This is a genomic window from Neolewinella maritima (genome assembly GCF_923081025.1).
GTDB lineage: Bacteria > Bacteroidota > Bacteroidia > Chitinophagales > Saprospiraceae > Neolewinella > Neolewinella maritima.
Map to the genome: position 1 here is coordinate 502534 of NZ_CAKLPZ010000003.1, position 25639 is coordinate 528172.

At 60.0% G+C, this 25639-nt stretch carries 18 protein-coding genes; 11 read left to right on the top strand and 7 right to left on the bottom strand.

Features of this window, described 5'->3' with window-relative positions:
- Window positions 1-47: 47 nt before the first annotated feature.
- A complete protein-coding gene (locus tag MJQ68_RS13785; protein ID WP_238751715.1) occupies window positions 48-1544 on the bottom strand; it encodes a sulfatase in 1497 nt (498 codons plus the stop codon).
- Window positions 1545-1854: 310 nt separating this feature from the next.
- On the opposite strand from MJQ68_RS13785, the gene MJQ68_RS13790 reads away from it, so the two are divergent.
- The 3 genes from MJQ68_RS13790 (at window position 1855) to MJQ68_RS13800 (ending at window position 8037) form a co-directional block, all read left to right on the top strand.
- A complete protein-coding gene (locus MJQ68_RS13790) occupies window positions 1855-4911 on the top strand; it encodes a SusC/RagA family TonB-linked outer membrane protein (RefSeq protein WP_238751716.1) in 3057 nt (1018 codons plus the stop codon).
- A gap of 42 nt (window positions 4912-4953) precedes the next feature.
- Entirely contained in the window at window positions 4954-6447 is a 1494-nt protein-coding gene (locus MJQ68_RS13795) for a RagB/SusD family nutrient uptake outer membrane protein (RefSeq protein WP_238751717.1), read from the top strand.
- A gap of 78 nt (window positions 6448-6525) precedes the next feature.
- The gene (locus MJQ68_RS13800) at window positions 6526-8037 is read left to right on the top strand and encodes a sulfatase family protein (RefSeq protein WP_238751718.1); all 1512 of its coding nucleotides are present in this window, start codon (window positions 6526-6528) and stop codon (window positions 8035-8037) included.
- Window positions 8038-8042: 5 nt separating this feature from the next.
- On the opposite strand, the gene MJQ68_RS13805 is transcribed toward MJQ68_RS13800, so the two are convergent.
- On the bottom strand, window positions 8043-9722 hold the full coding sequence (locus MJQ68_RS13805) for a sulfatase-like hydrolase/transferase (protein ID WP_238751719.1): 1680 nt from the start codon (window positions 9720-9722) through the stop codon (window positions 8043-8045).
- A 34-nt stretch (window positions 9723-9756) separates the two neighbouring features.
- Window positions 9757-10794: a GntR family transcriptional regulator gene (locus MJQ68_RS13810; protein WP_238751720.1), complete on the bottom strand. Its 1038-nt coding sequence runs from the start codon at window positions 10792-10794 to the stop codon at window positions 9757-9759.
- A gap of 253 nt (window positions 10795-11047) precedes the next feature.
- Between MJQ68_RS13810 and MJQ68_RS13815 the strand changes: the two genes are divergently transcribed.
- From MJQ68_RS13815 to MJQ68_RS13830, 4 genes are all read left to right on the top strand, one after another.
- Window positions 11048-13159, top strand: coding sequence for a bifunctional aldolase/short-chain dehydrogenase (locus tag MJQ68_RS13815; protein ID WP_238751721.1), 2112 nt, complete (start codon window positions 11048-11050; stop codon window positions 13157-13159).
- A gap of 36 nt (window positions 13160-13195) precedes the next feature.
- Window positions 13196-14473: a sugar isomerase gene (locus MJQ68_RS13820; RefSeq protein ID WP_238751722.1), complete on the top strand. Its 1278-nt coding sequence runs from the start codon at window positions 13196-13198 to the stop codon at window positions 14471-14473.
- 1 nt (window position 14474) lies between these two features.
- Entirely contained in the window at window positions 14475-15872 is a 1398-nt protein-coding gene (locus MJQ68_RS13825) for an FGGY-family carbohydrate kinase (protein WP_238751723.1), read from the top strand.
- Between the two features lie 66 nt (window positions 15873-15938).
- On the top strand, window positions 15939-17351 hold the full coding sequence (locus tag MJQ68_RS13830; RefSeq protein WP_238751724.1) for a purine-cytosine permease family protein: 1413 nt from the start codon (window positions 15939-15941) through the stop codon (window positions 17349-17351).
- Between the two features lie 15 nt (window positions 17352-17366).
- Here the strand turns inward: MJQ68_RS13830 and MJQ68_RS13835 are convergent, their stop codons facing one another.
- A complete protein-coding gene (locus tag MJQ68_RS13835) occupies window positions 17367-18203 on the bottom strand; it encodes a phosphatidate cytidylyltransferase (RefSeq protein WP_238751725.1) in 837 nt (278 codons plus the stop codon).
- A 100-nt stretch (window positions 18204-18303) separates the two neighbouring features.
- Between MJQ68_RS13835 and MJQ68_RS13840 the strand changes: the two genes are divergently transcribed.
- Both MJQ68_RS13840 and MJQ68_RS13845 read left to right on the top strand, forming a co-directional pair.
- Entirely contained in the window at window positions 18304-18639 is a 336-nt protein-coding gene (locus MJQ68_RS13840; protein WP_238751726.1) for a MerR family transcriptional regulator, read from the top strand.
- Between the two features lie 3 nt (window positions 18640-18642).
- Window positions 18643-19566, top strand: coding sequence for a lysophospholipid acyltransferase family protein (locus MJQ68_RS13845; protein ID WP_238751727.1), 924 nt, complete (start codon window positions 18643-18645; stop codon window positions 19564-19566).
- A 75-nt stretch (window positions 19567-19641) separates the two neighbouring features.
- Here MJQ68_RS13845 and pckA read toward each other — a convergent pair whose 3' ends face one another.
- From pckA to MJQ68_RS13860, 3 genes are read right to left on the bottom strand one after another with little or no spacing between them, the layout of a single operon-like run.
- Window positions 19642-21237: a phosphoenolpyruvate carboxykinase (ATP) gene (pckA, locus tag MJQ68_RS13850; RefSeq protein WP_264759011.1), complete on the bottom strand. Its 1596-nt coding sequence runs from the start codon at window positions 21235-21237 to the stop codon at window positions 19642-19644.
- Window positions 21238-21247: 10 nt separating this feature from the next.
- Entirely contained in the window at window positions 21248-21949 is a 702-nt protein-coding gene (locus tag MJQ68_RS13855; protein ID WP_238751729.1) for a LytR/AlgR family response regulator transcription factor, read from the bottom strand.
- Window positions 21946-23007, bottom strand: a complete 1062-nt coding sequence (locus MJQ68_RS13860; protein ID WP_238751730.1) for a sensor histidine kinase — start codon at window positions 23005-23007, stop codon at window positions 21946-21948. The genes MJQ68_RS13855 and MJQ68_RS13860 overlap by 4 nt, the downstream gene beginning before the upstream one ends.
- A 156-nt stretch (window positions 23008-23163) precedes the next feature.
- Here MJQ68_RS13860 and MJQ68_RS13865 point away from each other — a divergent pair, with 156 nt between their 5' ends.
- Both MJQ68_RS13865 and MJQ68_RS13870 read left to right on the top strand, forming a co-directional pair.
- On the top strand, window positions 23164-23886 hold the full coding sequence (locus tag MJQ68_RS13865; protein WP_238751731.1) for a tetratricopeptide repeat protein: 723 nt from the start codon (window positions 23164-23166) through the stop codon (window positions 23884-23886).
- A complete protein-coding gene (locus tag MJQ68_RS13870; RefSeq protein WP_238751732.1) occupies window positions 23883-25619 on the top strand; it encodes a TonB-dependent receptor in 1737 nt (578 codons plus the stop codon). The genes MJQ68_RS13865 and MJQ68_RS13870 overlap by 4 nt, the downstream gene beginning before the upstream one ends.
- Window positions 25620-25639 lie beyond the last annotated feature (20 nt).

Below are 25639 nucleotides of genomic sequence, written 5' to 3' on the forward strand. Positions count from 1 at the left end.
ATTTATCTGGGTACCTCTATCACCATATCCGCACCCGCGGCCCCGCCCTAGTAATTTGGATACTTCTCCGAGGGAAAGGTCTTGGTGCGGCCCATGGGACTCTCCGCCGCCGGGTCGTAGGCAGGGTTGATGACGGGAACCAGGCCGCCGATCTCGGCCACGTGCTGCTTGATCATCGCGGCTAGTTTGGTGACCAGGGCGGGTTGTTGATCAGCCAGGTCGGTAGTTTCGGAGATGTCCCGCTCCAGGTCGTAGAGCCGCAGGGCGGGGGTGCGGTCGGGCCCCTCGCCGTACTCCTTGACGAGCTTGTAGTGGTCGTACCATACGGCGGTGGAGGGTAGGTTGTTGGTGGCGATGACGTAGTGCGGAAAGTGGGAAAAGATGGCTTCCCGCTTCAGGGCCGTGCCCCGCGTGAGGTGGGGAAGCAGGTCTACGCCGTCCAGCAGCTGCGTGGGCTCGGCGGGCGTGCCGGTGGCCGCCAGCAGGGTGGGGTAGAAGTCGATGCTCTGGATCAGGGCGTCGGAGGTGGCGCCGGCCGCTACCCGGCCCGGCCACGCCACGATGGCGGGTACCCGGATGCCGCCCTCGTAGATGTTGCCCTTGCCGTAGGAGAGGGGGTAGTTGTTGGTCGGAAAGCTGCCGTTGACCACGTCGTACATATTGCCGCCGTTGTCGGAGAAGAAGACGAAAATCGTGTTGTCCAGCAGGCCCTTCTCTTCGAGCTTATCGAGTACGCTGCCCAGACTTTCGTCTACCTTTTCCATCATACCGCCCATGATCGGGCTGGACTGCTTGCCGCGGGGGTCGGTACGACCTTCGTACTTGGCGATCAGGTCCAGCGGAGCCTGGTAGGGGGCGTGTACGCCGAAGTGCCAGAGGTTGAGGAAGAAGGGTTGCTCCCCGATGGTATCCAGGAAGTTGGTGGCCTCGATCGTGAGCCGGTCGGTGATGTACTCGTGCTGCCCGCCCTCCGGCAGATTGGCAATGCGGTAGGGCGCGAAGTAGCTCGGCGGCCCCGGATGCATCATACCGCCCACGTTGACGTCGAAGCCCTGCTGCTCCGGCCAGTAGCCCCGCTGCCCGAGGTGCCACTTACCCATATGGGCAGTGCGATAGCCGTTGCGTTGCAGGGCCTCGGCCAGGGTGAATTCCTCCAGGGGCAGGAAGGTGCGGATGCCCTGCTGCACCACCTTTTGCCAGGGCGCGCCGGTGGTGCGGCGCAGGTCCTCCTCGGGGTTGGGGGGCAGGTGACCGGCCGGCGTGGTCATGCCGAAGCGCCCGGGGTGCTTGCCGGTCAGGATGCTGGCGCGGGTGGGCGAGCAGAGCGGATTGGCGGCGTAGGCCCGGGTGAAGGTCATACCCATCCGCGCCAGCCGCTCCATGTTCGGCGTGTCGTAGTACTGGCTGCCGTAGACACTCGAATCCATCCAGCCCATATCGTCGACCAGGAAGAACACGATGTTGGGTCGCTGCGGTGGCGCGTCGCGCTGGGTGGTGCAGGCAGTGAGCAGACTGATGAGTAAGAGGGAAAACAGGCGGTACATAAGAGTGGGGTAGTGCGGGGGCGCGGGTGCGGAGGTTTGTGCTGGTCGTGGAAGATTGGGGGCAAGTGGCATCAGATCCCCTGCTGATGACGGCTAGCGCCACGGGGGATAAACGGCGAATGGAGCTGGAATAAACGACATAAGGGGAGGCTTGGCGTCCTGTAGTATCCTGTATAGTTTCGACTTAAATACTTTTTAAAATTCATTACAAAACAGGAAGGTACAGGATAGTATCGCCACAAGATTCGGCTACTATTGGCATAGGATTAGATATGTTCTGAACTTGATCATCGCGAAAACTCACTGCTATATGTATACGACTAAACTCACCGGCCGACCCTCAACGGGGGTAATTCTGCTCCTCCTTCTGTTTTTACTGGGCGGTGCGGGAGTAATGGCGCAGGGCATCGAAGTAAGCGGCACGCTTACCGGGCCGGACGGCAGTGGACTGATCGGTGCCACCGTGCTTCAGGAAGGCACCACCAATGGCGCGGTCACCGACTTCGACGGTAATTACGTGGTCACCGTAGACGATGCCTCCGCCGTGCTGGTATTCACCTATACGGGCTACACCACCCGCCGGGAGGTCGTAGGCAACCGCACCAAGATCGACCTGGTGCTCGACGAGAACACCACTACCCTGGACCAGGTAGTCGTAGTCGGCTACGGCTCGCAGAAGCGGTCCGACATCACGGGCTCGGTGGCCTCAGTGGACAATGAAGAACTGGAAAAGGCCATCTTCACCGACGTAGATCAGCTGCTGCAGGGCCGCGCGGCCGGCGTGCAGGTCGTCTCGGCCAGCGGCGAGCCGGGCTCCGGGGCTACGATCCGCATCCGGGGCAACAACTCGATCTCCGGCAACAACGGCCCGCTCTACGTAGTGGACGGTATACCCATTAGTGGCAGTCCCAACTTCAACCCCCAGGAGATCTCCAACATCGAGGTGCTCAAGGACGCCTCGGCTACGGCCATCTACGGCTCCCGGGGGGCCAACGGCGTGATCCTGGTGACCACCAAGCGGGGACAGGCCGGTAAGACGGTCATCAACCTGAGCCACAATACCACCTTCAGCGAGGTGATCAAGACCTACGAGATGCTGAACGGACAGCAGTACGCTGAGTTCCGCAACGAGGCCAATGCGGACCGCGGCTTTCCTATCCCCTTCGACAATCCCGCGCAGTTTGCCGGGCAGGGATTCAACTGGCAGGAGGAGATTCTGCAGACCGGTACCCGGAATGAGAGCAACCTGAGCTTTTCGGGCGGACAGGAGAACGTCCGCTTCTTCGTATCCGGCAACTACCTGGTCGACGAGGGTATCGTGATCGGCAGCAAGTTCACCCGGGGTAGCGTGCGGGCCAATATGGACATCGACGCGCTCAACAACCGACTGACGACCAAGATCAGCTTCAACGCCAACCACAGCAAGAACAACCGTGCCATCACCAACACCCGGGGATTTCCGGCCAGCGCGGGACCTATCTTCAATGCCCTGACCTCCGAGCCCATCGTACCCAGCCTGACCTACAGCGGCGAGATCGGCGAGGGCATACAGTTCTATAATCCCTACCTGGAAGTCACCAAGCAGGACGACCGGCAGTACCTGACCGACCTGCTGGCCAGCGCCGAGCTGACCTTCCGGATTACGGATAAGCTATCCTACACCTTCAATGGGGGAAGTAACTTCACGCTCAACAATCGGGATATTTATACCCCCTCTGACGTAGGCGTCGGCATCAACGCCAACGGGCAGGCCAGCAACAGCCGCGGCCAGGGCTACGACTTCATCGTCAGCAACTACTTCACCTACGACAACATTCTGACGGGTCAGCACAACCTCAAGGCGGTAGCGGGACTGGAGTACAGTGAATTTAATAACTTCAGTTCCAACTCCAGTACCAGCAACTTCGACTTCGAGAACCTGGGCAGTGATGCTATCGGCATCGGTACGGGAGACGTAAGCGTGGGCTCCAGTCGCAGCCTGGCCGTACTACAATCCGGCTTCCTACGGGCCAACTACTCGTTTGCCGACCGCTACCTCCTTACGGCCACCATCCGGGCCGACGGCTCGAGCCGCTTCGCGGAGAACGAGAAGTGGGGCTATTTCCCCTCCGCGGCCATCGGCTGGCGCGTCTCCGAGGAGAGTTTCCTGAGCGACAACCCCGTCATCAATAATCTGAAGCTCCGCTTTTCGATCGGTGAGACGGGCAGCCAGTCCATCGGCTCCTACCAGTCGCTGGCTCGGTACGGTACGGAGACCTACGGGGTAGGGGGGATCGAGACCCTGGCCTTCGTCCCCGCCAGCGTAGCTAACCCTAACCTGCGCTGGGAAACCACCCGGCAACTCAACTTCGGGGTAGACCTGGGGCTGTTCGACAACCGCCTGGAGTTCATCTTCGACTACTTCAAGAAGACTACGGTGGACCTGCTGCAGTCGATCCAGATACCCAGTCAGTCCGGCTTCGGCGGGGCGCTGGTCAACTTCGGAAGCATTGAGAACCGCGGCGTCGAACTGGCCGTCAACGCCTACCCCGTGACCGGCAGCAACTTCACCTGGAGCACCGGAATCAACTTCACGACCTACAAGACCGAGGTGATCGAGCTGGGGGGCGATGAGGAGATCTTCGGTCCCGGACTGGGACAGAACCTGTTCGGTAACGGCCACATCTTCCGGCCGGGACTGGAGTACGGAGTATTCTGGGGCCTTAACGCGATCGGACTGATCCAGGAGACGGACTTCGACGCCGAGGGCAACCCCACCTTTGCTACCCGCAATAACGATACCGGACTGGGCCACTGGAAATTCGAGGATCTCGATGGCAACGGTATCATCAATAATGACGACCGCACCTTCATCGGTAATCCTAATCCAGACTTCTTATTCGGCTGGAACAACGACTTCTCCTACAAAAACCTCAGCCTGAACATCTTCATTCAGGGCTCGATCGGCAATGACATCTATAATACCCTGGGTACGGCCGTCAGCTCCGGCTTCCAGAACAACGAGGCCTACAAAAATCAGACCGTAGACTGGTACGAAAATCGCTGGACCCCGCAGAATCCGACCAATAATATCCGCTACCCCTCGATCAACAGCCCCTCGCCCCCTACGGGTAACTTCATGGTGGAGGATGGCAGCTACGTGCGGCTCAAGAACGTGAGCCTACGCTACACCCTGCCGGTCGGCGGCGATTACTTGTCGAGCATCCAGTTCTTCCTCACGGGCACCAACCTGCTGACGATCACCGACTACACCGGCTTCGACCCGGAGGTGAGCTCGCTGGGGGGTAATTCCCTGGCACCCGGTGTGGATCTGGGTACCTACCCCCGGCAGCGGGGCTATACGGTGGGCGCGAACGTCAAGTTCTAAGCCCGCGCCCCCGCCGTTTCGATCACTAATAAAAGAATCATCATGTATAAGTACTTAATTATAGCCGCGCTAGGCCTGGGCTTTACCGCCTGTGAGTCGCTCGAGGAGGTGCCCTTCTCGTCGCTGGCCGTCGAGAATATCTATCAGAACGAAGCAGATGTGGACGCTGCCCTACTGGGTGTCTATACCGCCATGAATAGTGGAGTTAACGACCTCTGGTTCTTTCTGGCCACCTCGGGGCCGGGTGAGAGCGTAGTCGTGCGCCTCAAGGGCGACGGTAACCAGGGGCGGCTCTCCTCCCTCGGCTTTGCGCCTCAGGACGCTCACGGTGTGTGGTGGCCCACTTTTTACCGCCTTATTAATCGGGCCAATTCGGTGATGGCTAACGTCAGCAGAGCCGGACTGGACCCCGCCCTGGAGGAAGAGAAGATCGCCGAGGCGCGCTTTCTCCGTGCCTTTGCCTACTTCCACCTCGTCAAGTGGTTCGGAGGCGTGCCGCTGCAACTCGAGGCGACCACGGACTTCTCCGACGAAACGGTCAAGAAGCCGCGGGCAACTATCGAAGAGGTGTACGCTGTGATCATCGATGACCTGATGTACGCCGAATCCCGCCTACCCGCCAGTTGGCCCAATCCCTCCCGCGGTCGGGCGACCTCCGGAGCCGCCAAGGGATTTCTGGGGAAGGTATACCTGAATATGGCCGGCAAGCCACTGGAGCAGACGGATAAGTATGACCTGGCCGCCGATAAACTCAAGGAAGTGGTTAACTCGGGTACCTACCAACTACAGGAGAATTTTGCCGACGTATTCAGCATCGATAATGAGTTCAACTCCGAGTTGATCTTCATTCGGCCCAATATTCGGGAGAACGGTGCCGGTACCGTACTGACCTTCTTCGCCGGCGTGCCCAACTCCCCCTTTGCCAACCGGAACGGACAGTACCAATTCGGCTTCACCGAAGACTTCTATGATTCTTACGATACAGCCGACGTGCGCCGTGACGTCACCCTGCTGTATTCCTATACGGATGCCGACGGACGCGCCGTGACCTACAACGATACACTCAATCCCCCCCTGCCCTTTGGTGGCTACAACGGAGATAAGGGCATCGGCTTCGGTAAACTGAAGGATCCATTTAACGACGTTTCCGCCTTTGCGCACACCAACGATATTCTCTTCATGCGCTACGCCGATGTGCTGCTTATGCTAGCCGAAGCCCTTAACGGGGCCGGCAACAGCAGCGAAGCACTGACCTACCTCAATCAGGTACGGCAGCGGGCCGGACTGGAGGACATCACCACTACCGATCAGTCGGAACTACTGGAAGTGATCAAGCAGGAGCGCAAGTGGGAGCTGGCCGGCGAATACCAGGAATACCCCGACCTACAGCGCTGGGGGGATATCGAGGAGTCGCTGGCGAATAACCGGGACGCCGTCATCTTTAAGACGACCTATTCGCCATCCATCGAGCTACTCCCAATACCCCAGAATCAGATCGAGGTCAACGAGAACCTGACCCAGAACCCCGGTTACTAGGCGCTCGATTAAATGTATATGATCGATTTTAACCCGGGGCGGAGGAACTTTCCTCCGCCCCCTTTTTAGCTTAGCACTATGTTATACCGCTACCTAAGTCTACCGCTTCTCGCGCTATTCCTTTGCACCTGCGCGCCGCGCACTGATGAGACGCCGGATGATACCACAGGAAATGAACGGCTACCCAATCTGTTGATCGTACTGTCTGACCAGCATACCTACGATATGCTGGGAAGCTCGGGCAACGAACAGATCCTGACCCCGAACCTGGATCGCTTCGCCCGTGAGGGTACTCGCTTTACCCACGCCTTCAGCAACCAACCGGTGTGTACGCCCTACCGGGGGATGATCCTGAGCGGCATGCACCCCCTGAAGAACGGCGCCTTCATCAACGATGCCCCGCTGCTGCCGAATAAGACGGAACTACTCGGTGAACTGCTGCAGGACCGCGGCTACCAGACCGCCTACATCGGCAAGTGGCACCTGCTGGGCGGCGACCGGGACCGGCCCGTGCCGAAGGGCGAACTGCGCTACGGCTTCGAAACGCTGCTGACCAACAATTGCCACGTAGACTTCCGCCCGGGAAAGGCTTTTTTCTGGAACGAGAACGACGAGAAGGAATACTTCGATCAGTGGGAGGTATACGGGCAGACTGACCAGGCACTGGCCTACCTCGACTCCGTCGATACGGAGCGGCCCTTTGCGCTGATCGTCAGCTGGCACCCGCCGCACGACTGGGGCAAATTCAAGGGGGAAGACGGGAAGATGCACTACCGCTACGACTCGATGGACGAGCTGATGGCCCTCTACGACCGCGATACCCTGCGGGTGCGACCCGGTAGCGAGCCTACCCCCGACCTGCTGCGGATGTACCACGGACACATGGCCATGGTGAGCGGGGTAGACCGCGCCTTCGGCCAGCTCATGGATAAGCTCGACGAGCGGGGAATGACCGATAATACACTGACCGTCTTCAGCGCCGACCATGGCGATATGCTGGAAAGCCACGGGGCCATCCTGCCCAAACAGTACCCCCACGACTACTCCAACCACATTCCCTTCCTCGTTAAGTATCCCGGGGTGGTGCCGGCCGGACAGTCCACCGATCTGCTGCTCGGTGCACTGGACATCATGCCCACCGTGCTGGGGCTGATGGATATCGAAACCGAACAGGACTACGACGGGCGCGATCTCTCCCAGGCCCTGATCGCCGACGATGCCGACGCCGTAGACTACATCCCCACCTGGCTCTACAAACGCGGCGTAGCAAAGAATCAGAACTGGCGGGGCGTGGTGACCCACGACTACACCTTCGCCATGGGCCGCGGCGAGGACTCTATCGAACTCGTCAACGTACTCTTCGACCGGCAGCAGGATCCCCATCAGCTGAATAATCATTTCTACAACCCCACCTACGCGGGGGTGAAGGATAGCCTGCAACGAATCACCTACGACTGGATGGCCAAGTATCAGGATAGGTTCTACGGTACGGAGGAGTTCCTGCGCATCCGGCCGGAGGAAACCTGGATGTATAATTACACCAAGAGTCCGCTGGAGCTATTTGCAGAAGAAGCGGCGGCGGCAAACTAGCGCAGCTACTGGGTACCCACGAGATTGCGGAACGGTACCCGGCGGGCCTCCTTCTCGGCGGCATAGTCGGGGTTAAGCGTGGGCCAGTAGCGGCGATCGACGTGCTCGTCCAGCCAGTCCATGAGCTGAGCGAACAGCGCATCCCGTCGGGCGGGCTCCGTGCCGGCCAGGTCGCGTAGCTCGGAGGGGTCGCTAGCCAGGTCGTACAGGTGCAGCCTACCGTACCAGTCGAAGATCAGCTTATGGTCGCCCACCCGGATGGCGGAGTGGGGCGTGAGGGCCAGCGTGTCGTAGGGACTCCGGTAGATCACATTGAAGGGGTAGTGCCAGTAGCGGGTATCCTTGTCGTAGGTGCCGGCGGCTGTACCCAGTAGGGGGAGCAGACTCTCCCCGTCCAGTCGTTGCGCTGCGATAGCGGCCCGGGCATCATAGCCCGTGGCGTCGAGAAGGGTGGGGTAGATGTCGGTATAGTCCACGGGGGTGTCGACCCAGTTGCCGCCACCGATTTTGCCGGGCTGCCACACTACGAGCGGTACCCGGATACCGCCCTCGGTGAGCATGGCTTTACCCCCCAGGAAGGGCCGGTTGTCGGTGCCGTCGCCCCTAGGCGTGAGCTTGTGGTCGATGCCTCCGTTGTCGGACATGAATACGATGAGGGTACTGCCTAGCTGTCCGTTCTGCTCCAGCCTGGTGATCAGCTGGCCGATGGAGCGGTCCAGCCCTTCGATCATCGAGGCGTACACGGGGTCGAAGTGGCCGTTCCATCCCTTAGTGTTTTTGGTAGTGTAGCGCGCTACCTCTGCCTCCTTGCCCTGGTAGGGCGAATGCACGGCAAAGTGGGAGAAGTACAGGAAGAAGGGCTCATCTGGCGTAGCGGCCCGCCGGTCAAGGTAGTCCAGCGCCTGGGCGGTGAGGTCGTCCGTAAGGTAGGCCTCGCCGGTTTCGGGGCCGGCCATGCCGATGGCCCACTCCGCCTGCGGCATCTCGGGGAAGCGGGCGATGCTCTGCTGGTTCCAGCCCGCGCGCCAATTGTAGTAGGTGGAGCCGCCGCCGTCGAAGTAGGCTAGCGGTGTGAAGCCCTGGTCCTGGGGCTGTAGTCCGCGGGCACCGAAACCCCCGATGTGCCATTTACCGATGAAGGCCGCGTCGTGGTCGGGCATCGCTTCGGCGATGGTGACCACCTCCGGGGCGAGGGCGGAATTGGAGGTCGCATTGACCCAGGCCTGCTCGATAGCGATGTCATCGTGGTGGTCCAGCACGTCGTGGGCGTAGTAGCCCGCCGGTACGGGCAGGTTCTGATTGTAGTAGGTCTCCCGCAGCGGCATCGCGGTCATGAATCCGACCCGCGGCGCGAACTTTCCCGACAGCAGCCCCGCCCGCGTAGGCGAGCACAGCTGCGTAGCATAGGCCTGCGAAAACGACGTGCCCTCCCGCATCAGCCGATTCAGGTTAGGCGTTTCGTAGAACATACTATCGAGTGGCGTACCCGTAAAGTGGGCTGCATACCCCTGCGCATCCATGATCCCGAAGTCATCGGCCAGAATGAACACCATATTAGTGGGCACCCCTTTTTCACCCGCGGCCTGCCGCCCCACGGCACTACAGCCCAACCACCCCCCGAACCATACGGTAACAATGAGCCCCCTAGCCAACCAACCCAAAAAATCAGTGCCTAATCCGTGCATAAATCCGCGTAATCTGTGTTTAACCCCCCCCCTACTACAAACTCTCCCGCTCAATCAAGCGAAACGGATTCTTCACCCGATCGATCCGTTTTTCCAGGATGAGCTCCGCCGTGGTCTGCCCCATCTGGTCGAAGTCGGTAGAGATCACCGTGATGCCCAGCAGGTCCTTGAGCGGCGTATCGTTGTAGGAGATGATTCCGATCTCTTCCCCCAGCACGAATTCCTTGTCACGCACCTGCTTGACCAGGCTCACCAGGTCCGATTCCTCGATGGTGATGAACAGGTCGCCGTGCTGCAGGATGGTGTCTTCGTAGATCGTCTCGATCACCTCGAAGGGGACCTTAGCCTCCACGCAGAAGCGCCGGAAGCCGTGCAGGATGCGCTTGGGGTAGGGGTAGACCGAGCGGTCGGGGTACACCAGGATAGCCCGCTTGTAGTGCCTGATCCGCTCCAGTCCGCGCAGGAGGGCTTCGTAGATGTCGAGTTCGAAATCCTGGTACACCTCCGCGTATTCCCCTTCCAGCTTGATCAGGTTGTTGTCTACCAGGATAAGCTTGTTCTTCGGTAGCGCGTCGATGGACCGGATCACTTCTTCGGTAGCGCTCACGTGCTGCAGTCCCGGCGTCTTGAAGTGGGGCATGATCACGAAGTAGTCGTAGGCCCGGCAGTGCTTGTCCATCAGGTTAAGGAACAGCGACTCGTCGCAGTGGTAGATGTGCAGGTCCACGTGGCAGTTGGCACCCATCCGCTTGACGAAGCTGTTGTAGATCCGCATCTTGTACGAACTCAGCTTATTGATCAGGAACAGCACGTTGACCTTGGCGATCAGCTTGGTGCGGGTCACGTAGAAGCCCTTGCCCTTGACGGAGGTGATGACCTTGCGGTCCTTGAGGATATTATAGGCCTTTTCGACCGTATCGCGGCTCAGCTGGAACTGCTCGCTCAGGGCGTTGATACTGGGGATCTTGTCGTCAATGCGCAGGTCTCCACTGGAGATGTTGTCAATGATGGCGTTGACGATCTGTCGGTACTTCGGTACCCGGGAATCTTCTGTGATGGCTATACGGTGCATGATCGATTGAATTCGCTTTATTGATAAGAACCCCGGCTGCACGGCAAGCACAAAACGTACATCAATATAAGGGGCGCGAGCGCGGGTGCGGGGTGCCGGAATGGGAGGCAATGTAAACCTTCTGCTACGCACTTGCATCCCGTACTATCCCGCCTCAGCCATACATTATTTAAAATTAGTTAGGCCGGACAGTACAGGATACTGTAGGAATGCGCGTACCCTACATTTGCTAGCAACCTAAATACGGAAGAAGATGACCCAATCCACCGCCACCACCCAGTTTAAGTATGTCGACTATCTCTGGGATCAGGAGACCGCCGACCGCATCGGGGAAGATCAGGTAGCCCAGTTCCTGTACCGCTCCAATATCTTGGGCGCGGACCTGCGCATTACCAACTACGGCGGTGGCAATACCAGCTGCAAGACCATTGAAAAAGACCCCCTCACCAATCAGGAGGTCGAGGTCATGTGGGTCAAGGGTTCGGGCGGAGACATCGGTACGCTGACCCGCTCGGGTATTGCCGGTCTGTATACCGGGCGCCTCCGTGACCTCAAAAAAGTATATGGCGGACTAGCCGACGAAGACCGTATGGTGGGTCTGTTCAATCACGCCATCTTCGACCTGGATAGTAAGGCCCCCTCCATCGATACGCCGCTGCACGGACTGCTGCCCTTCAAGCACATCGACCACCTGCACCCCGATGCGGTGATCGCCGTAGCCGCCGCCCAGGATAGCGAGCAGGTGACCCGCGAGATCTGGGGCGATACGATGGGCTGGGTGCCCTGGCAGCGCCCCGGCTTCGACCTCGGACTGCAGCTCGAAAAAGAACTGGCCGATAAGCCGGGTATACGGGGCATCATCCTGGGTAGTCACGGACTATTCACCTGGGGCGATACCTCCTACGAATGCTACATGAATAGCCTGGAGGTGATCGAAATGGCCTCCGCGTACATCGAGCAGAAGGTGAAGGAACAGGGGAGCGTGTTCGGGGGCGAAAAGATCAAGTCACTCGCCCCGGCGGAGCGTCGTGCCAAAGCAGCCAAGCTTATGCCGTTGCTACGGGGACTCGCCTCTTCGGAAAATCGTATGGTGGGTCACTTCACCGATAGCGATACCGTGCTGCAGTACATCAATAGCTACGATCTGGAGCGGCTCGCCCCGATGGGTACCTCCTGTCCGGATCACTTCCTGCGCACCAAGATCCAACCCCTCGTACTGCGGCTACAGACCCAGCAGGACGTAAGCGACTCAGCGGCCGTACTGGATATGCTCCGGCCCGCCTTCGCCGAATACCGGGAAGGGTATACGCAGTACTACGAAGCACACAAACGAGCCAATAGTCCCACCATGCGCGACCCTAACCCGGTGGTGATCATCTACCCCGGCGTCGGCATGTTCACCTTCGCTAAGAACAAGCAGACCGCCCGGGTAGCCAGTGAGTTCTACGTCAATGCTATCAACGTGATGCGCGGTGCCGAGGCCATCACCAGCTATACCTCCCTACCCCGACAGGAAGCCTTCGATATCGAGTACTGGCTACTGGAAGAAGCCAAGCTGCAACGCCAGCCGAAGGAGAAACCCCTCAGTCGCAAGATCGCGCTGGTGACCGGAGCCGGTGGCGGGATCGGTAAGGCTATCGCCGACAAGCTCGTCGCGGAGGGTGCCGTAGTGGTACTCTCAGATATCGCCGAGGAGCGCCTCAAAGAAGCGCATGCGACCTACGCCCGTGATACCGCTGCCTACGCCGTATGTGACGTGACCGACTCGGCCTCGATCGAGCAGGCCTTCGACCAGGCATGCCTGGAATTTGGTGGGGTAGATATCGTTGTCCATAGCGCCGGTCTGGCCATCTCCAAGCCGCTCGAAGAGACTACCGCCAAGGATTGGGACATCCTACAGAATGTACTGGTCAAGGGGCAGTTCGAACTCGCCCAGCATGCCGTGCGCGTCATGCGGGGACAGGGACTGGGCGGCGACTTCATTCCCATCGCCAGCAAGAATGGCCTGGTCTCGGGCCCGAATAATGTAGCCTACGGTACCTCCAAGGCCGCGCAGCAGCATATGGCCCGTCTTCTGGCCGCCGAGTTGGGCAAGGACGATATACGCGTCAATACCGTCAATCCGGACGGCGTCATCATCGGCTCCAAGATCTGGGAAGGTGACTGGGCCGAGGGTCGGGCCAGGGCCTACGGGATTACCGTGGAGGAACTCCCCGCGCACTACGCCAAGCGCAACCTGCTCAACAAGATCATCCGTCCGGAGGACATCGCAGACGGCGTGTATGCCCTGGCCGGGGTGCTCACGAAGTCTACCGGCAACATTATCAACGTGGACGGGGGAATGGCCGCCGCCTTCGTGCGCTAATGGGCCGTCCGTATTTCTTCTAATTGAACCTCGATCATGCAAGTACGTACACAACTTTCCTCCCTAAATCAGTCTGGCCTCAGTCGGCACGACAGCGACTACGACCACCTCTCCGACCGACTCAGCTCACGCGGGCTATCGGTCGAGGATGTGGTGAGCCAGCTGGCCGATTTCCAGGTTGCTATTCCCAGCTGGGCGCTCGGTGCGGGCGGTACCCGCTTCGGGCGCTTCTCCTTCTACGGCGAGCCGGGCAACCTCGAGCAGAAGATCGCCGATGTCGGTATCCTTCACGCCCTTACCCAGACTGCCGGAGCCGTATCCCTACACATCCCCTGGGATACCCCCACGGACTATGCCGCGGTACGGGACCTGGCCCGGGAGTATCAACTGGTCTTCGATGCGATCAACTCCAATACCTTTCAGGACCAGCCGGGAGCGGAGCATACGTACAAGCACGGCTCCCTAAGTGCCACCGACGAGGGCGCGCGCCAGCAGGCGATCGATCACAACCTGGAGGTCATTGCTATCGGGGAAAAACTGGGCTCCAAAAGCCTCACCGTCTGGCTGGCGGATGGCACCACCTTTCCCGGACAGCGCAATTTTCAAAAAAGCCTAACGCAGACCGAGGACAGCCTGAAGCAAATCTACGCCGGACTGCCCAGCGACTGGAAGCTATACATCGAGTACAAACCCTACGAACCGAACTTCTACAGCACCGTGATCCAGGATTGGGGTACCTCCCTTATGCTGGCCAATGCCTGTGGCGACCGTGCCTATACCCTGGTCGACCTGGGCCACCACCTGCCCAACAGCAACATCGAGCAGATCGTCTCCACCCTGATGCTGAAGGGTAAGCTGGGTGGCTTCCACTTCAACGACAGCAAGTACGGCGACGATGATCTCACGGTGGGTAGTATCAAACCCTACGCCCTGTTCCTGATCTTCAGTGAGCTGGTCTACGGTATGCGCAACAACCCCCAGAATCCCGACCTGGCCTGGATGATCGATGCCAGCCACAACATCAAGGATCCGCTGGAAGATCTGATCCAGTCGCTGGAAGCCATCCAGGAAGCCTACGCGAAAGCCCTGCTGGTCGACCAGACGAAGCTGTCCGCCGCCCAGGAGGCGCACGACGTGGTGCTCTGCCAGGAGATCCTGCAGGATGCGTACCGTACCGACGTGCGTCCACTAGTGCAGCGCGCCCGGCTCAACCGCGGCGGCGCCCTGCACCCGCTACGGGCCTACCGTGCACTCGGGGTACGGGATGAACTGATCCGCCAGCGGGGCAAGCACACGGTAGCTACCGGACTGTAGGATGGGAAGACAGCGGGTCACGGCGGTTTTCGATATCGGGCGTACGAATAAGAAGTTCTTCTTATTCGACGAAGACTACCGCGAAGTGCACCGGGAGTACCGGGTGTTCGCGGAGACCGTCGACGAAGATGGGTACCCTACCGAGGACCTTGAGGCGATCCAGTCGTGGCTACGCGAGGTGTTTCACCATATTCTGGAGGCCGAGCTGTTCGACGTGCGCGCCATCAACTTCTCATCCTACGGGGCCAGCTTCGTGCACCTGGACGCCGAGGGAAAGGTAGCCACGCCGCTGTACAACTACACTAAGCCCATGGACCCGGCGCTGATCGCCGACTTTTACGCCGCCTATGGCCCTGAGGACGTGTTCACGGCCCGCACTGGCTCGTCAAACTCCGGTATGCTCAACTCCGGCATGCAGTTGTACTGGCTCAAGCACCGTAAGCCGGACATCTTCGCCCGCATCAAGTACAGCTTACACCTGCCGCAGTTCCTGAGCTATGTGTTTACCGGTATTCCGATCAGCGAGTACACGAGCATCGGCTGCCACACCGCCCTATGGGATTACGCTAAAAAGGACTACCACGACTGGGTGTACGCCGAGCAGCTGCACCGCATCCTGCCTCCGATCGTCTCCACCGAGACGAGTATCAATATGAACTACAATGGCAAGCGAATGAAGATCGGCGTGGGGATTCACGACAGCTCGGCCGCCCTGCTGCCCTACATCCGCAGCGAGAAAAAACCCTTCCTGCTGCTCTCTACCGGTACCTGGAGCGTATCCCTCAACCCCTTCAGCTCCGGCCGGCTCAGCGTTCGGTCAGACGATGCGGGTACCACCGACGACTGTATCAACTACATGCGCATCGACGGTAAGCCCGTTAAGGCGGTCCGGCTCTTCCTGGGGCACGAGTATAAGCAACAGGTCGAGGCACTCAGCGCACACTTCGGGGTGCCCGCCGACCATCACACATTGGTGAAGTTCGACTACGACACCTACGCCGATATCGTCGCCAACTATACCCCCTGGTTCAGGCTCGAGTCGCTGGAGCGGGCGGACAATCCTACGGAAACCACTATTCCCACCGACAACTTCGACTACGCCTACCACCACCTGCTGATCGAATTGGTAGAACTGCAGGCTGCCAGCATGCGCGCAGCGATTGGGCGGACCGGGATCCAAAAGCTCTTCATCGACGGCGGCTTCAGTGACAACGAAGTATTCCTGCAGCTGATCTCCCACCACTTTCGGGACCTACAGTTGCGAACCACCGATTCCAGTCTCGGCTCCGCCCTGGGGGCCGCCATCTGCATTTCCGACAAAGACCTGAACTCGAAGTTCCTCAGGCAGAACTACGGCCTTAAAAAACATCAACCCTTCATCATCAAGGAGGACGCCTGATCCCACCCCCTCGTCGGTCAAACGTTGCGTCAGCTTCGTTCGTCGGCCGAGGTCTACCAACGAAGTATGCTACAGAACATTACCGAAGAGACGACCATCGAGGACATTGCCGGCGGCGAGTTCGAGCGTGAGCCCGTACCCGCTTCGAACCGCAAGGGGTGGGGGAGTTTCCTCGGGATGTACGCCGGAGAGCACGCGGCGGGCACCGAGTTTATGATCGGTCCCCTGTTCCTTACCGCGGGCGTGAGCGCCTTCGACCTGATTATTGGTCTGCTCATCGGTAACCTGCTGGCCGTGCTGAGCTGGCGCTTCCTGACGGCCGAGATCGCCGTCAAACGGCGGCTTACGCTCTACTTTCAGCTCGAAAAGATTTGCGGCAAGAAACTGGTGACAGTCTACAACCTGGCCAACGGCGTGCTCTTCTGCTTCCTGGCGGGCTCCATGATCACGGTCTCGGCTACGGCGGTCGGTGTACCCCTCGGTATGGAAATGCCCCAGCTCACCGATACGATGCCAAACGGGATCACTTACGTAATCATCGTGCTGATCATTGGCGCGGTGATCTCCCTCATTGCCGCCCGTGGGTACGACACGGTCTCCAGGGCTGCGAACTGGATGTCGCCGGTCATCGTACTTTCCTTCGTCGCCTGCGGTATCGTCGCTCTACAACTGCTAGACGTCTATACTTTCCAGGATTTTTGGAATATCTGGGGCGATGGCGGCGAGCCCTTCCCCGGTCAGATCAAGTACACCTTCTGGCACGTCGTCATCTGGTCCTGGTTTGCCAACGCGGCCATGCACATTGGGATGTCCGACCTGTCCGTCTTCCGCTTCGCCAGGAAAGCCAGTGCCGGCTGGATGACGGCGGCCGGTATGTACGTCGGTCACTACATGGCCTGGATTGCCGCCGCGCTGCTCTACGCGGTCTACCTACGCTCTCCCGAAGCCCAGGCGTTCCTCGATGCGGGTACAGCACCCCCCGTAGCGCCCGGTCCGCTTGCCTACAATGCGATCGGCTTCATGGGCATCATCGCCGTCGTACTGGCGGGCTGGACCACCGCTAACCCTACGATCTACCGGGCGGGCCTGGCTTTTCAGGCGATCCTCCCCAGGCTTTCTACTTTTTGGGTCACCATCCTGGCGGGCACGGTAGCAACCATCGCCGGGCTCTTCCCCGCCTTTGCGATGCAGTTGCTGGGCTTCGTGGCTTTTTACGGCTTCGTGCTGGCCCCCTTCGGCGCGGTGATCGTCTTCGAGCACTTCTTCGCCCGCCGGGCGGGTATCCAGGCGAACTATGCGGAGCGCGCCGGGATCGGCTTCAACCCGGCCGTATTCTGGGCCTGGGCGATCAGCTTCGGACTATTCTACCTGATCTCCTGGCAGTTCGATGTGTTCCTCTCCTTCGTTACACTACCGGCCTGGCTACTCTGTGGGCTACTCTTCCTGGTGATCAGCAGACGTACGCAGCAGCCCGTATAGGCTGCACTGCACTACCTACCGTAAGTACAGGATATAGGCCGCCGCGAAGGGGATGACGAAGATGAAGGCGTCGAAGCGGTCCAGTAATCCCCCGTGGCCGGGCAGCAGGTTGCCGCTGTCCTTGACGCCTACGCTGCGCTTCAGCATGCTCTCGACCAGATCGCCGATACCGCCGAATAGACCTACGATCAGCGCCAGGACCAGCCACTGTACCAGGCCGATCTCATCGAACACCAGGTGCAATAGATAGCCAAACACGATGCAGGTGAGCGCCCCGCCGATACTGCCCTCCCAGGTCTTGTTGGGACTGATACGCGGGAACAGCGGCGTCTTGCCAAACTTACTCCCTACGAGGTATGCCCCCGTGTCGTTGACCCAGGTGAGCAGGAGTAAGCCAAAGACGATGCGGTAGTAAAAGGTATCCTCATCAAAGGCGATAAAGTCGACCAGCGCGAAGGGGATACCAATATAGAACAGCCCCAGAATGATGTAGGCGATATTGGTGAATGGCTCCTCGCTGTTGCTGTACAGCTCGTAAATAAAACTGGTGAAGATGAAGGGCGCGAAGAGCAGGCTGGATACCTGAATGAAGGACTCCGAATCACTCACGTAGCCCAGCGAAAGGGCACTGACCAGTATAGACGGTAATATGCCGATGGCTACCCCCAGGGCCTTACGAAAGCGGTTGCGCTTGGTGTGGCGATCCAGCGTCATGCTGAAGAACTCAAACAGGCAGCCCCCGGTAATGACAAGGAAGAGTGCGCTGAAGGTATGTTCGCTGATGTACATGCCGGCGACCATGATCACTACAAATATGACGGCCGTCGTAAGTCTTCTCCATAATCCCTGCATCGGCCGTAAGATACTTTAGCGGACCGGCATTGCGGAACGGGGGGACGGACGTGACGAAAAAGTGTATTTTCGGCCCTGATCCCGTAACCCTCTTGCTACTATGGCCCGTACTGATAAATCCGACGACGACCTCAAACGCTACTACTCCATCGGCGAAGTGGCCACCAAGCTGGGCGTGAAGACTTCCCTCATCCGCTTCTGGGAGAACGAGTTCGGTCACATCAAACCAAATAAGAATAGCCGGGGGGATCGCCGCTTCACCAAAGAAAATATTCAGCAACTCCGCGAGGTGTACCACCTGGTGCGCGAACGGGGATTCACCCTCGAGGGGGCCCGCCGGGAGATCGCCAGTAGCACCCAGCCCAAAACCGACAAACAGGAGATCGTAGACCGGCTGACCGAAGTGCGGCGCCGGCTTGCCGCCCTGCAGTTCTAGCCGGTGGCCTACCTAGTCTACTACCTGATCCTACTGCCGCTCAGTTGGCTACCACTGCCCGTGCTATACTTGCTGGGCGACGGCTTCGCGTGGCTCAACTGGCAAGTGATCGGCTACCGCAAAAGCATCGTGCTGGGTAATATCCGGCAGTCGTTTCCGGACTATACGGACGCCGAGGTGCAGGCCCTGGGCCGGGAGTACTTCGCCCGCTTCTTCGAGACGATCGCCGAGAGCATCAAGCAGTTCAGTATGTCGGAGGCCAACTCCGTGCGCCGCTGCCGGATCGCTAACGCGGATTTGGTGGATCACCTGCGGCAGGAGGGCCGCAGCTTCATCGCCTACGGAGCGCACTTCAGCAACTGGGAAATGGCGGGCCTATCCTTTCCCTCCCAGTTTCCTGGCTTTCGGGTCATGGGAATTTATTCGCCCTTCAAGAATGCCACGCTGGACCGACTCTTCACCCACAACCGCAGTCGGACCGGCGTACTGCTCATCAGCCGTCGCAAGGTCAAAGAGTATTACGCTACACAGACGGAACCAACGGTGGAGTTCTTCGTAGCCGATCAGTCGCCCAGCAACGCGCGCTGGGATCTGGTACACTGGACCACCTTCATGGGGCAGACGACCAGTTTCCTGGCCGGTCCCGAACGCTATGCGGTACGGTACGACCGCCCCGTGTACTACATGGCCCTACGGCGTGAACGGCGCGGCTACTACGTGGCCACCCTCATTCCCATCACGGAGACTCCACAGGACACGGAGCCGGGCATGATCACCGAGGCCTTTGCCCGACAGTTGGAACGGGAGATCCACGCCGACCCCGCCAGCTGGCTCTGGAGTCACCGGCGGTGGAAGCGGGGCGTAGCGGACGAGGCTGCCCTGTTACTGCAGGACAGGGCGTACCTGCCGGCGCAGTACGAGCGATAAAAAAGGTCGAGGCGTCGTACGCCGAGTCCATGCTACTAACTAGCATACACCCGGCGTACAACACCTCGACCAGGGTTATTCCGGGCCGGCGTTGACGATCGCGTCATTAGCGGCTTCGGCGTAGGGCGCGAAGTTCTTGTGGAACAGCTCGGCCAGCTTCGTAGCCGCCGTGTCGTACTGGGCCTCATTGCGCCAGGTATCGCGGGGGTTGAGCATGGCGTTGGGTACATCAGGGCAGCTGATGGGGCGCTCCAGTCCGAAGATGGGGTCGGTCACGTAGTCAACGGCGTCCAGCTCACCGGTCAGGGCAGCCTTGATCATGGCGCGGGTAAAGGCCAGCTCGATGCGGGAGCCCTCGCCGTAGCCGCCACCGGTCCAGCCGGTGTTGACCAGCCACACGTTGATCTTCTCGCCGTCCGCATCCGCATCGCGTAGCTTCTTACCGAGCATATCGGCATACTTCGTGGGGTGCAGCGGGATGAAGGGCGAGCCGAAGCAGGCCGAGAAAGTAGCCTGCGGCTCGGTGATACCCGCCTCCGTACCTGCGATCTTCGCCGTGTAGCCACTGATGAAGTGGTACATCGCCTGCTCGGCGGTAAGCCGACTGATGGGAGGCAGCACGCCGAAGGCATCACAGGTGAGGAAGAAGATGTTGCGCGGCAGGTCACCGCGGCTGTTGTACATGATGTTATCGATGTGGTAGATCGGGTAGCTCACGCGGGTGTTCTGCGTGATGCTATCATCTTCGTAGTCGGGGGTGTGGCCGTCTTCCTTCAGCCCGATGTTCTCCAGCAGGGCACCGAACTTGATGGCCTTATAGATCTGTGGCTCTTTCGACTCGCTCAGGTCGATCACCTTGGCGTAGCAGCCGCCCTCGAGGTTGAAGACGTTGGCCTGGCTCCAGCCGTGCTCGTCGTCTCCGATCAGGCGGCGGTCGGGGTCATTGCTCAGGGTCGTTTTGCCCGTTCCCGATAGACCGAAGAACAGGGCGGTATCCCCCTTGGTACCTACGTTAGCCGAGCAGTGCATGCTCAGTACGTCGCGGCGGGTGGGTAGTACGTAGTTGAGTACCGAGAAGATACCCTTCTTGATCTCGCCGGTATAGGCCGTACCGCCGATCAGGATCGTCTTCTTGCTGAAGTTGATGATGCTGAAGTTGTCCTGCCGGGTGCCGTGTACGGCCGGGTCGGCGACTACGCCGGGGAAGGCGTAGATGGTCCACTCGTCGGTCATCAGGTTGGTGATCCGCTCACCGTCCGGCCGCAGGAACATGTTGTAGGCAAACATATTCTGCCAGGGGTACTCGGTGTATACCCGGATGTTGATGCGGTACTTGCGGCTGGCGCAGGCATAAGCGTCACGCACGTAGACCTCGTCGAGGTCCTTCGCGTAGGCCATGGTCTTCTCGTGCAGTTGGTCGAAGACGTCGGCCCCGATGGGGATATTGATCTTACCCCAGTCCACGCTATCGCGGGTGATATCGTCCTCTACGATGTAGCGGTCTTTGGGGGAGCGGCCCGTGTAGGTGCCGGTGTTGATAATGAGGGCGCCCGTATCGCTGAGGTGGCCCTGTTTTTTACTGATTGTCGCCTCTACTAGGGCGGCTACCTTAAGATTTTCCCTTAGGTTGGGATGCTGCATGATGGATAACGTCTGGTTAGGGACACGCAATGTACGACCCCTACAGCAGCCGATCGCCAAGTAATCGTCGAAGTACGCTGTCGCGGTTGCTGCGACTGATGGGCAGAAGCTTCTCGCCGATCCGGACCTGGTGTCCCGCTATCCCGTCCACCGCGTCGATGTGCACCAGATAACTCCGGTGGATCTGTACGAATGCATCCACCGGTAGAGATTCCAGTAGCTGGCTGAGCGGCAACAGGGTCAGGTAACTCGCCGAGGTGGTCGTGATGCGACAGTAGTTCTGCATAGCTTCGGCGTATAGGATATCCGCCACCCGAATGCGCGTCACCCGGCCGTCCTCCCGGATGAAAATATCCTCTGGGGTAGCCGTAGGGACAGTGGGCGGGGCCGCCGGTGCGTAGTTCTTTACCTTCAACACCGCGCGCAGGAAGCGGGGGAAGCTGATGGGCTTGAGCAGGTAGTCCACGGCCTCCAACTCGAAGCCCTCGACGGCAAAGCCCGGGTGGGCCGTGGTAAAGATGACGGCGGGCGGTACGGATAACGACCGCACGAGCTCCGTCCCGCTCAGGCCCGGCATCTGTACGTCGAGCAGCAGCAGGTCGACCGGCTGCTCCAGGAAAGACAGTGCTTCGAGGCCATTCCTACACTGCCCCACTTCGATTAGAAAGTCGACCCGGCTTACGAACTCGCTAAGCCCGCTACGGGCCAGGGGTTCGTCGTCTACGATCAGGGTGGTGATCATGCATGGGGGAGTTGTAGCGATACGGTGAACTGACCGCCGCCCTCCTCGATGTCCAGTAGAAAGCGGCCGGGGAACAGCAGGTCCAGTCGGCGGCGCAGATTATGCAGTCCGATACCCCCCGCGCCATCTTCCCCCCGCACCGGCGTACGCGCCCCTACGGTATTGGCTACAGTGAAGCAGGTGGCCGTGCCGCTGGTAGTCAGTCGGGCCCGCACGAAGCCGTCCGCCCCCGCGCTGTACTTAAAGGCATTTTCTACGAGGGGCAGTAATAGTAGCGGGGGGATCGTCCGCTCGGAATCCGTCGGTGCATCGAGCTCGAAGTGGAAGCCGTCCTCCATCCGTAGCCGACTCAGGGTAGCGAACTTGCGGAGCTGGTCGATCTCGTCGTCCAGCGGCACCCGGTCGGCCTCACTGGCGTATAGCTGGTACCGCAGCAGATCGGAGAAGCCCAGCAGGCACTCCCGGGCCAACTCGCTATCGCGGCCGATGAGCACGTAGATACTGTTCAGGGCATTGAACAGAAAGTGTGGATTCAGCTGACCCCGGAGGTAGGCCAGTTCGGCCTGGGTCTTGGCCGTCTGTAGGTCCTGCTCACGCTGGGCCTGCCGCTGCCGGTGGGCAAAGAGGCACAGGCCGCCCGTCAGGGCCATCAGTGTACCCACGCTCCAACCGATACGGGTAAGCCAGAAGTTGAGAAACTGCTCCGGGCCGGTACTGCTCAGGATGATGGGCTCTAGTAAACCCACTAGCGCGATACCCACCCAACCCACCAGTACTCCGCCAGCCCAGCAGCCGGCTACTACGAAGAGGTAAGCCACCAGCGAGCGGCCCTTGTGTACCAACGGAAGTAGTCCGAACACTAGGTGGCCGTAGACCGCAACCGTCTCCGCCGCCAGAAAGGCTAGCATGATGAGCAAATTGACCCCGTGGAAGGGATCGGGAGCAAAGATCAGCTGGGACAGCAGACTGTAGGCCACCCAGAACGCGACATCCGGCCCGAAACCCCGCTGAAGAATAGTGATCCGATACGCCTGCTTCATCCCTTCAATAATACGCATCCCCGGGCGGTCTGGCGGGTCAGTATTGACCAGTGGCAGGAATGACTTGATGAACGGTAGATCACCATTCGTCAACGGATTCCTACCGACCGACAAGAGAAATTGACGCGCGGCGGTATGGATCCCAATTATGCAGGAGTACCAAACCATACCGCTATGCTACGTCTGCTGCTCCTACTGCTCTCCCTTTTACTATGCCCCGCCGGCCCGTATAGTCTCCACGCGCAATCCCACGAATCGCTGGCCCTAGCTGCCTACCTCCGCAGTGATCTGAGCCAGTGGGATGAGGCACTAGCGGCCAGCGCCAGCATTCCCGACCCGGAAACCCGCCTACTTACCCAGGCGGAGTACCAGTTGGGTAAGGCCTACGCCGCAATGGCCGGCGAAGACGAATCCGCCCGCGACGCCGCCATGGAGGCTATGGACGATATGCTGGACCAAATTTGGGAGCTCACCGAAACGAACGCCACCGCCCACGGACTCTACGCTGCCCTGCTGGGACTCAAGATCGCCCGCACCCCGATGACGGGGATGATCCACGGCAGCCGGGCCAGCCGCTATGTCAGTAAGGGGGTAGCCCTCGGCCCCGACAACCCCGCCGCGCTCTACCACGCAGCCGGTAACCTATACTACACCCCGGAGCAGTGGGGTGGCGACCCGGAGCAGGCCCTGCGCTACCTGCAACGCGCCATCAGCCTGTACGGACCGGACCGCAACCAGAACTACCGCTACCTGGCCGCCCTGGCCCTGCTGGGTCAGGTACAGGCTAAACTCGACCAGACCGATGCGGCGCGGGCCACCTACCGCATGGCCCTGGAGGCGCAGCCGGAGTTTCACTACGTCAGTAAGCTGCTACTGCCACGACTCGGTGTCGAATGATCCGCCCGATCGCTCTCCTCTGCCTTCCAGTCCTACTGTACGGGCAGCCAACAGATACTACCAGCTACCCACTGAGTACTACGGCCGAACCCCTCACCGTCACCGCCAGCCGCATACCGCACGGCGAGCTGGCCACCATCCGACTGAGTCAACTGGATATCTACCGCAACGCGACCGCTAAGGCGGATCCACTCCTGGCCGTGAACACCCTGCCCGCCGCCACGAACCCGGATGAAACGGCTAACGTGAGCCTGCGCGGTAGTCCCGCCGAGGCTACGGGCATCTACCTGAATGGCGTCCCCCTGCGGTCGGCGGTACGGATCGATCAGAGTAATGGGGTAGGGCAGTTCAGCCTGTTCCGGCAACTGCCACTGCGGCAACTGCGGGTATACCCAAGTAATCCACCCCTGCAGTTCAGTCAGGCCAGTGCTGGTGCGGTGGCCATCGAGACGGACTACGCACGACCCGGCGGTACGGCCCGTAGCCTGAGCCTCAACCTGGTCGGCGTAGGGTACAGTCACGTGCAGGCGGTGGGTGAAACCGGTGCCCTACGCGGCTACGTGAATGCCAGCGACCTCACGGCCTTTCGGGCCGTGAACGGGAGAAAACTGACGGACCTGCGTGCCAGCCGATCGGTCGATGCGATGCTCAGTTACGCCGTGAAGGACAAGCAGCAGCGTACGCTCCAGTTGTTCTACCTCGGGTTCCTGGAAAGCTACCGGTACGACTACCGGGGTGCGGATACCGCCGGACAGTTTGGTCAGCGAAAACCCCGTCACCTCGGTATCGTCAACTACGACTGGCAGGGCAGCGGCTGGACGTGGCGGGCCAGTCAACTACTGGACTGGGAGAAGCCGACCTTCGCTTTCGATGGCCAGACGCTGGTAGTGGAACGGTTTACCAGCCACACCGGCATCCACGCCGAACGCCGCACGCCGGGCCTGACGCTGCAGTGGGGTGGTGCTACGAATCACTATTTCGATCCGGGGGGGCACACCCATACCACCGAAGCATACGCCTACGTACAGCACCGAACGGGACCCTGGCTCCTGGGCGGTGGACTAAAGCCGGTATACGCGGATGGCGCTGCCCTCAATGTGCAACTAGCCGGGCGGCTCGAACTCGGTCGCAGCAGGATACACCTCACGGCCGGCAGCCATACCCAACTACTGGCCCCGGGCCCTAACTTCCTGGGCTGGCAGCGACTCCGTATCCGCCAGCTGGCGGTAGACTATCTGCGCCGCTGGTCCGACTGGGAACTGGAAGCCGCCGCCTACACCAAACGCGAGCGCTACGGTAACCGGCAGACCGTAGCCGTAGCGGGCGCGGAAACGCAGCTGACCTACCGCAGCGGGAACTGGCTCGTCGGTCTGGGACTGGTCACGGTGCGCAGTCGTGCCGAGACGGTCCCTACCCGCAGGGATATTCCACTATCCGGACGTGGCCGACTGCAGTGGAATGCGGCGGGCTGGTCGGCCGGTCTGCACTACCGGGCCCGCTCCGGCAAAGTGGAGGAGTCTCTGATGCCGGGCACGGTACCGGACCGCTACCCCGACTACCAGCGCCTGGATGCCTCCATTACCAAGACGCTCATCACCAAACTTGGTGGTGTGATACTTTATGCGAACGCCAACAACCTGTTAGATACCAGGAACGTCAGTTACTATTCGTACCGCGGAGAGGAGTACTACAGTCGGCGCGTGGTATTCTTCGGAGCCATACTGAGTTGGTAGCCGGAGTGGTGGCGCTGGTG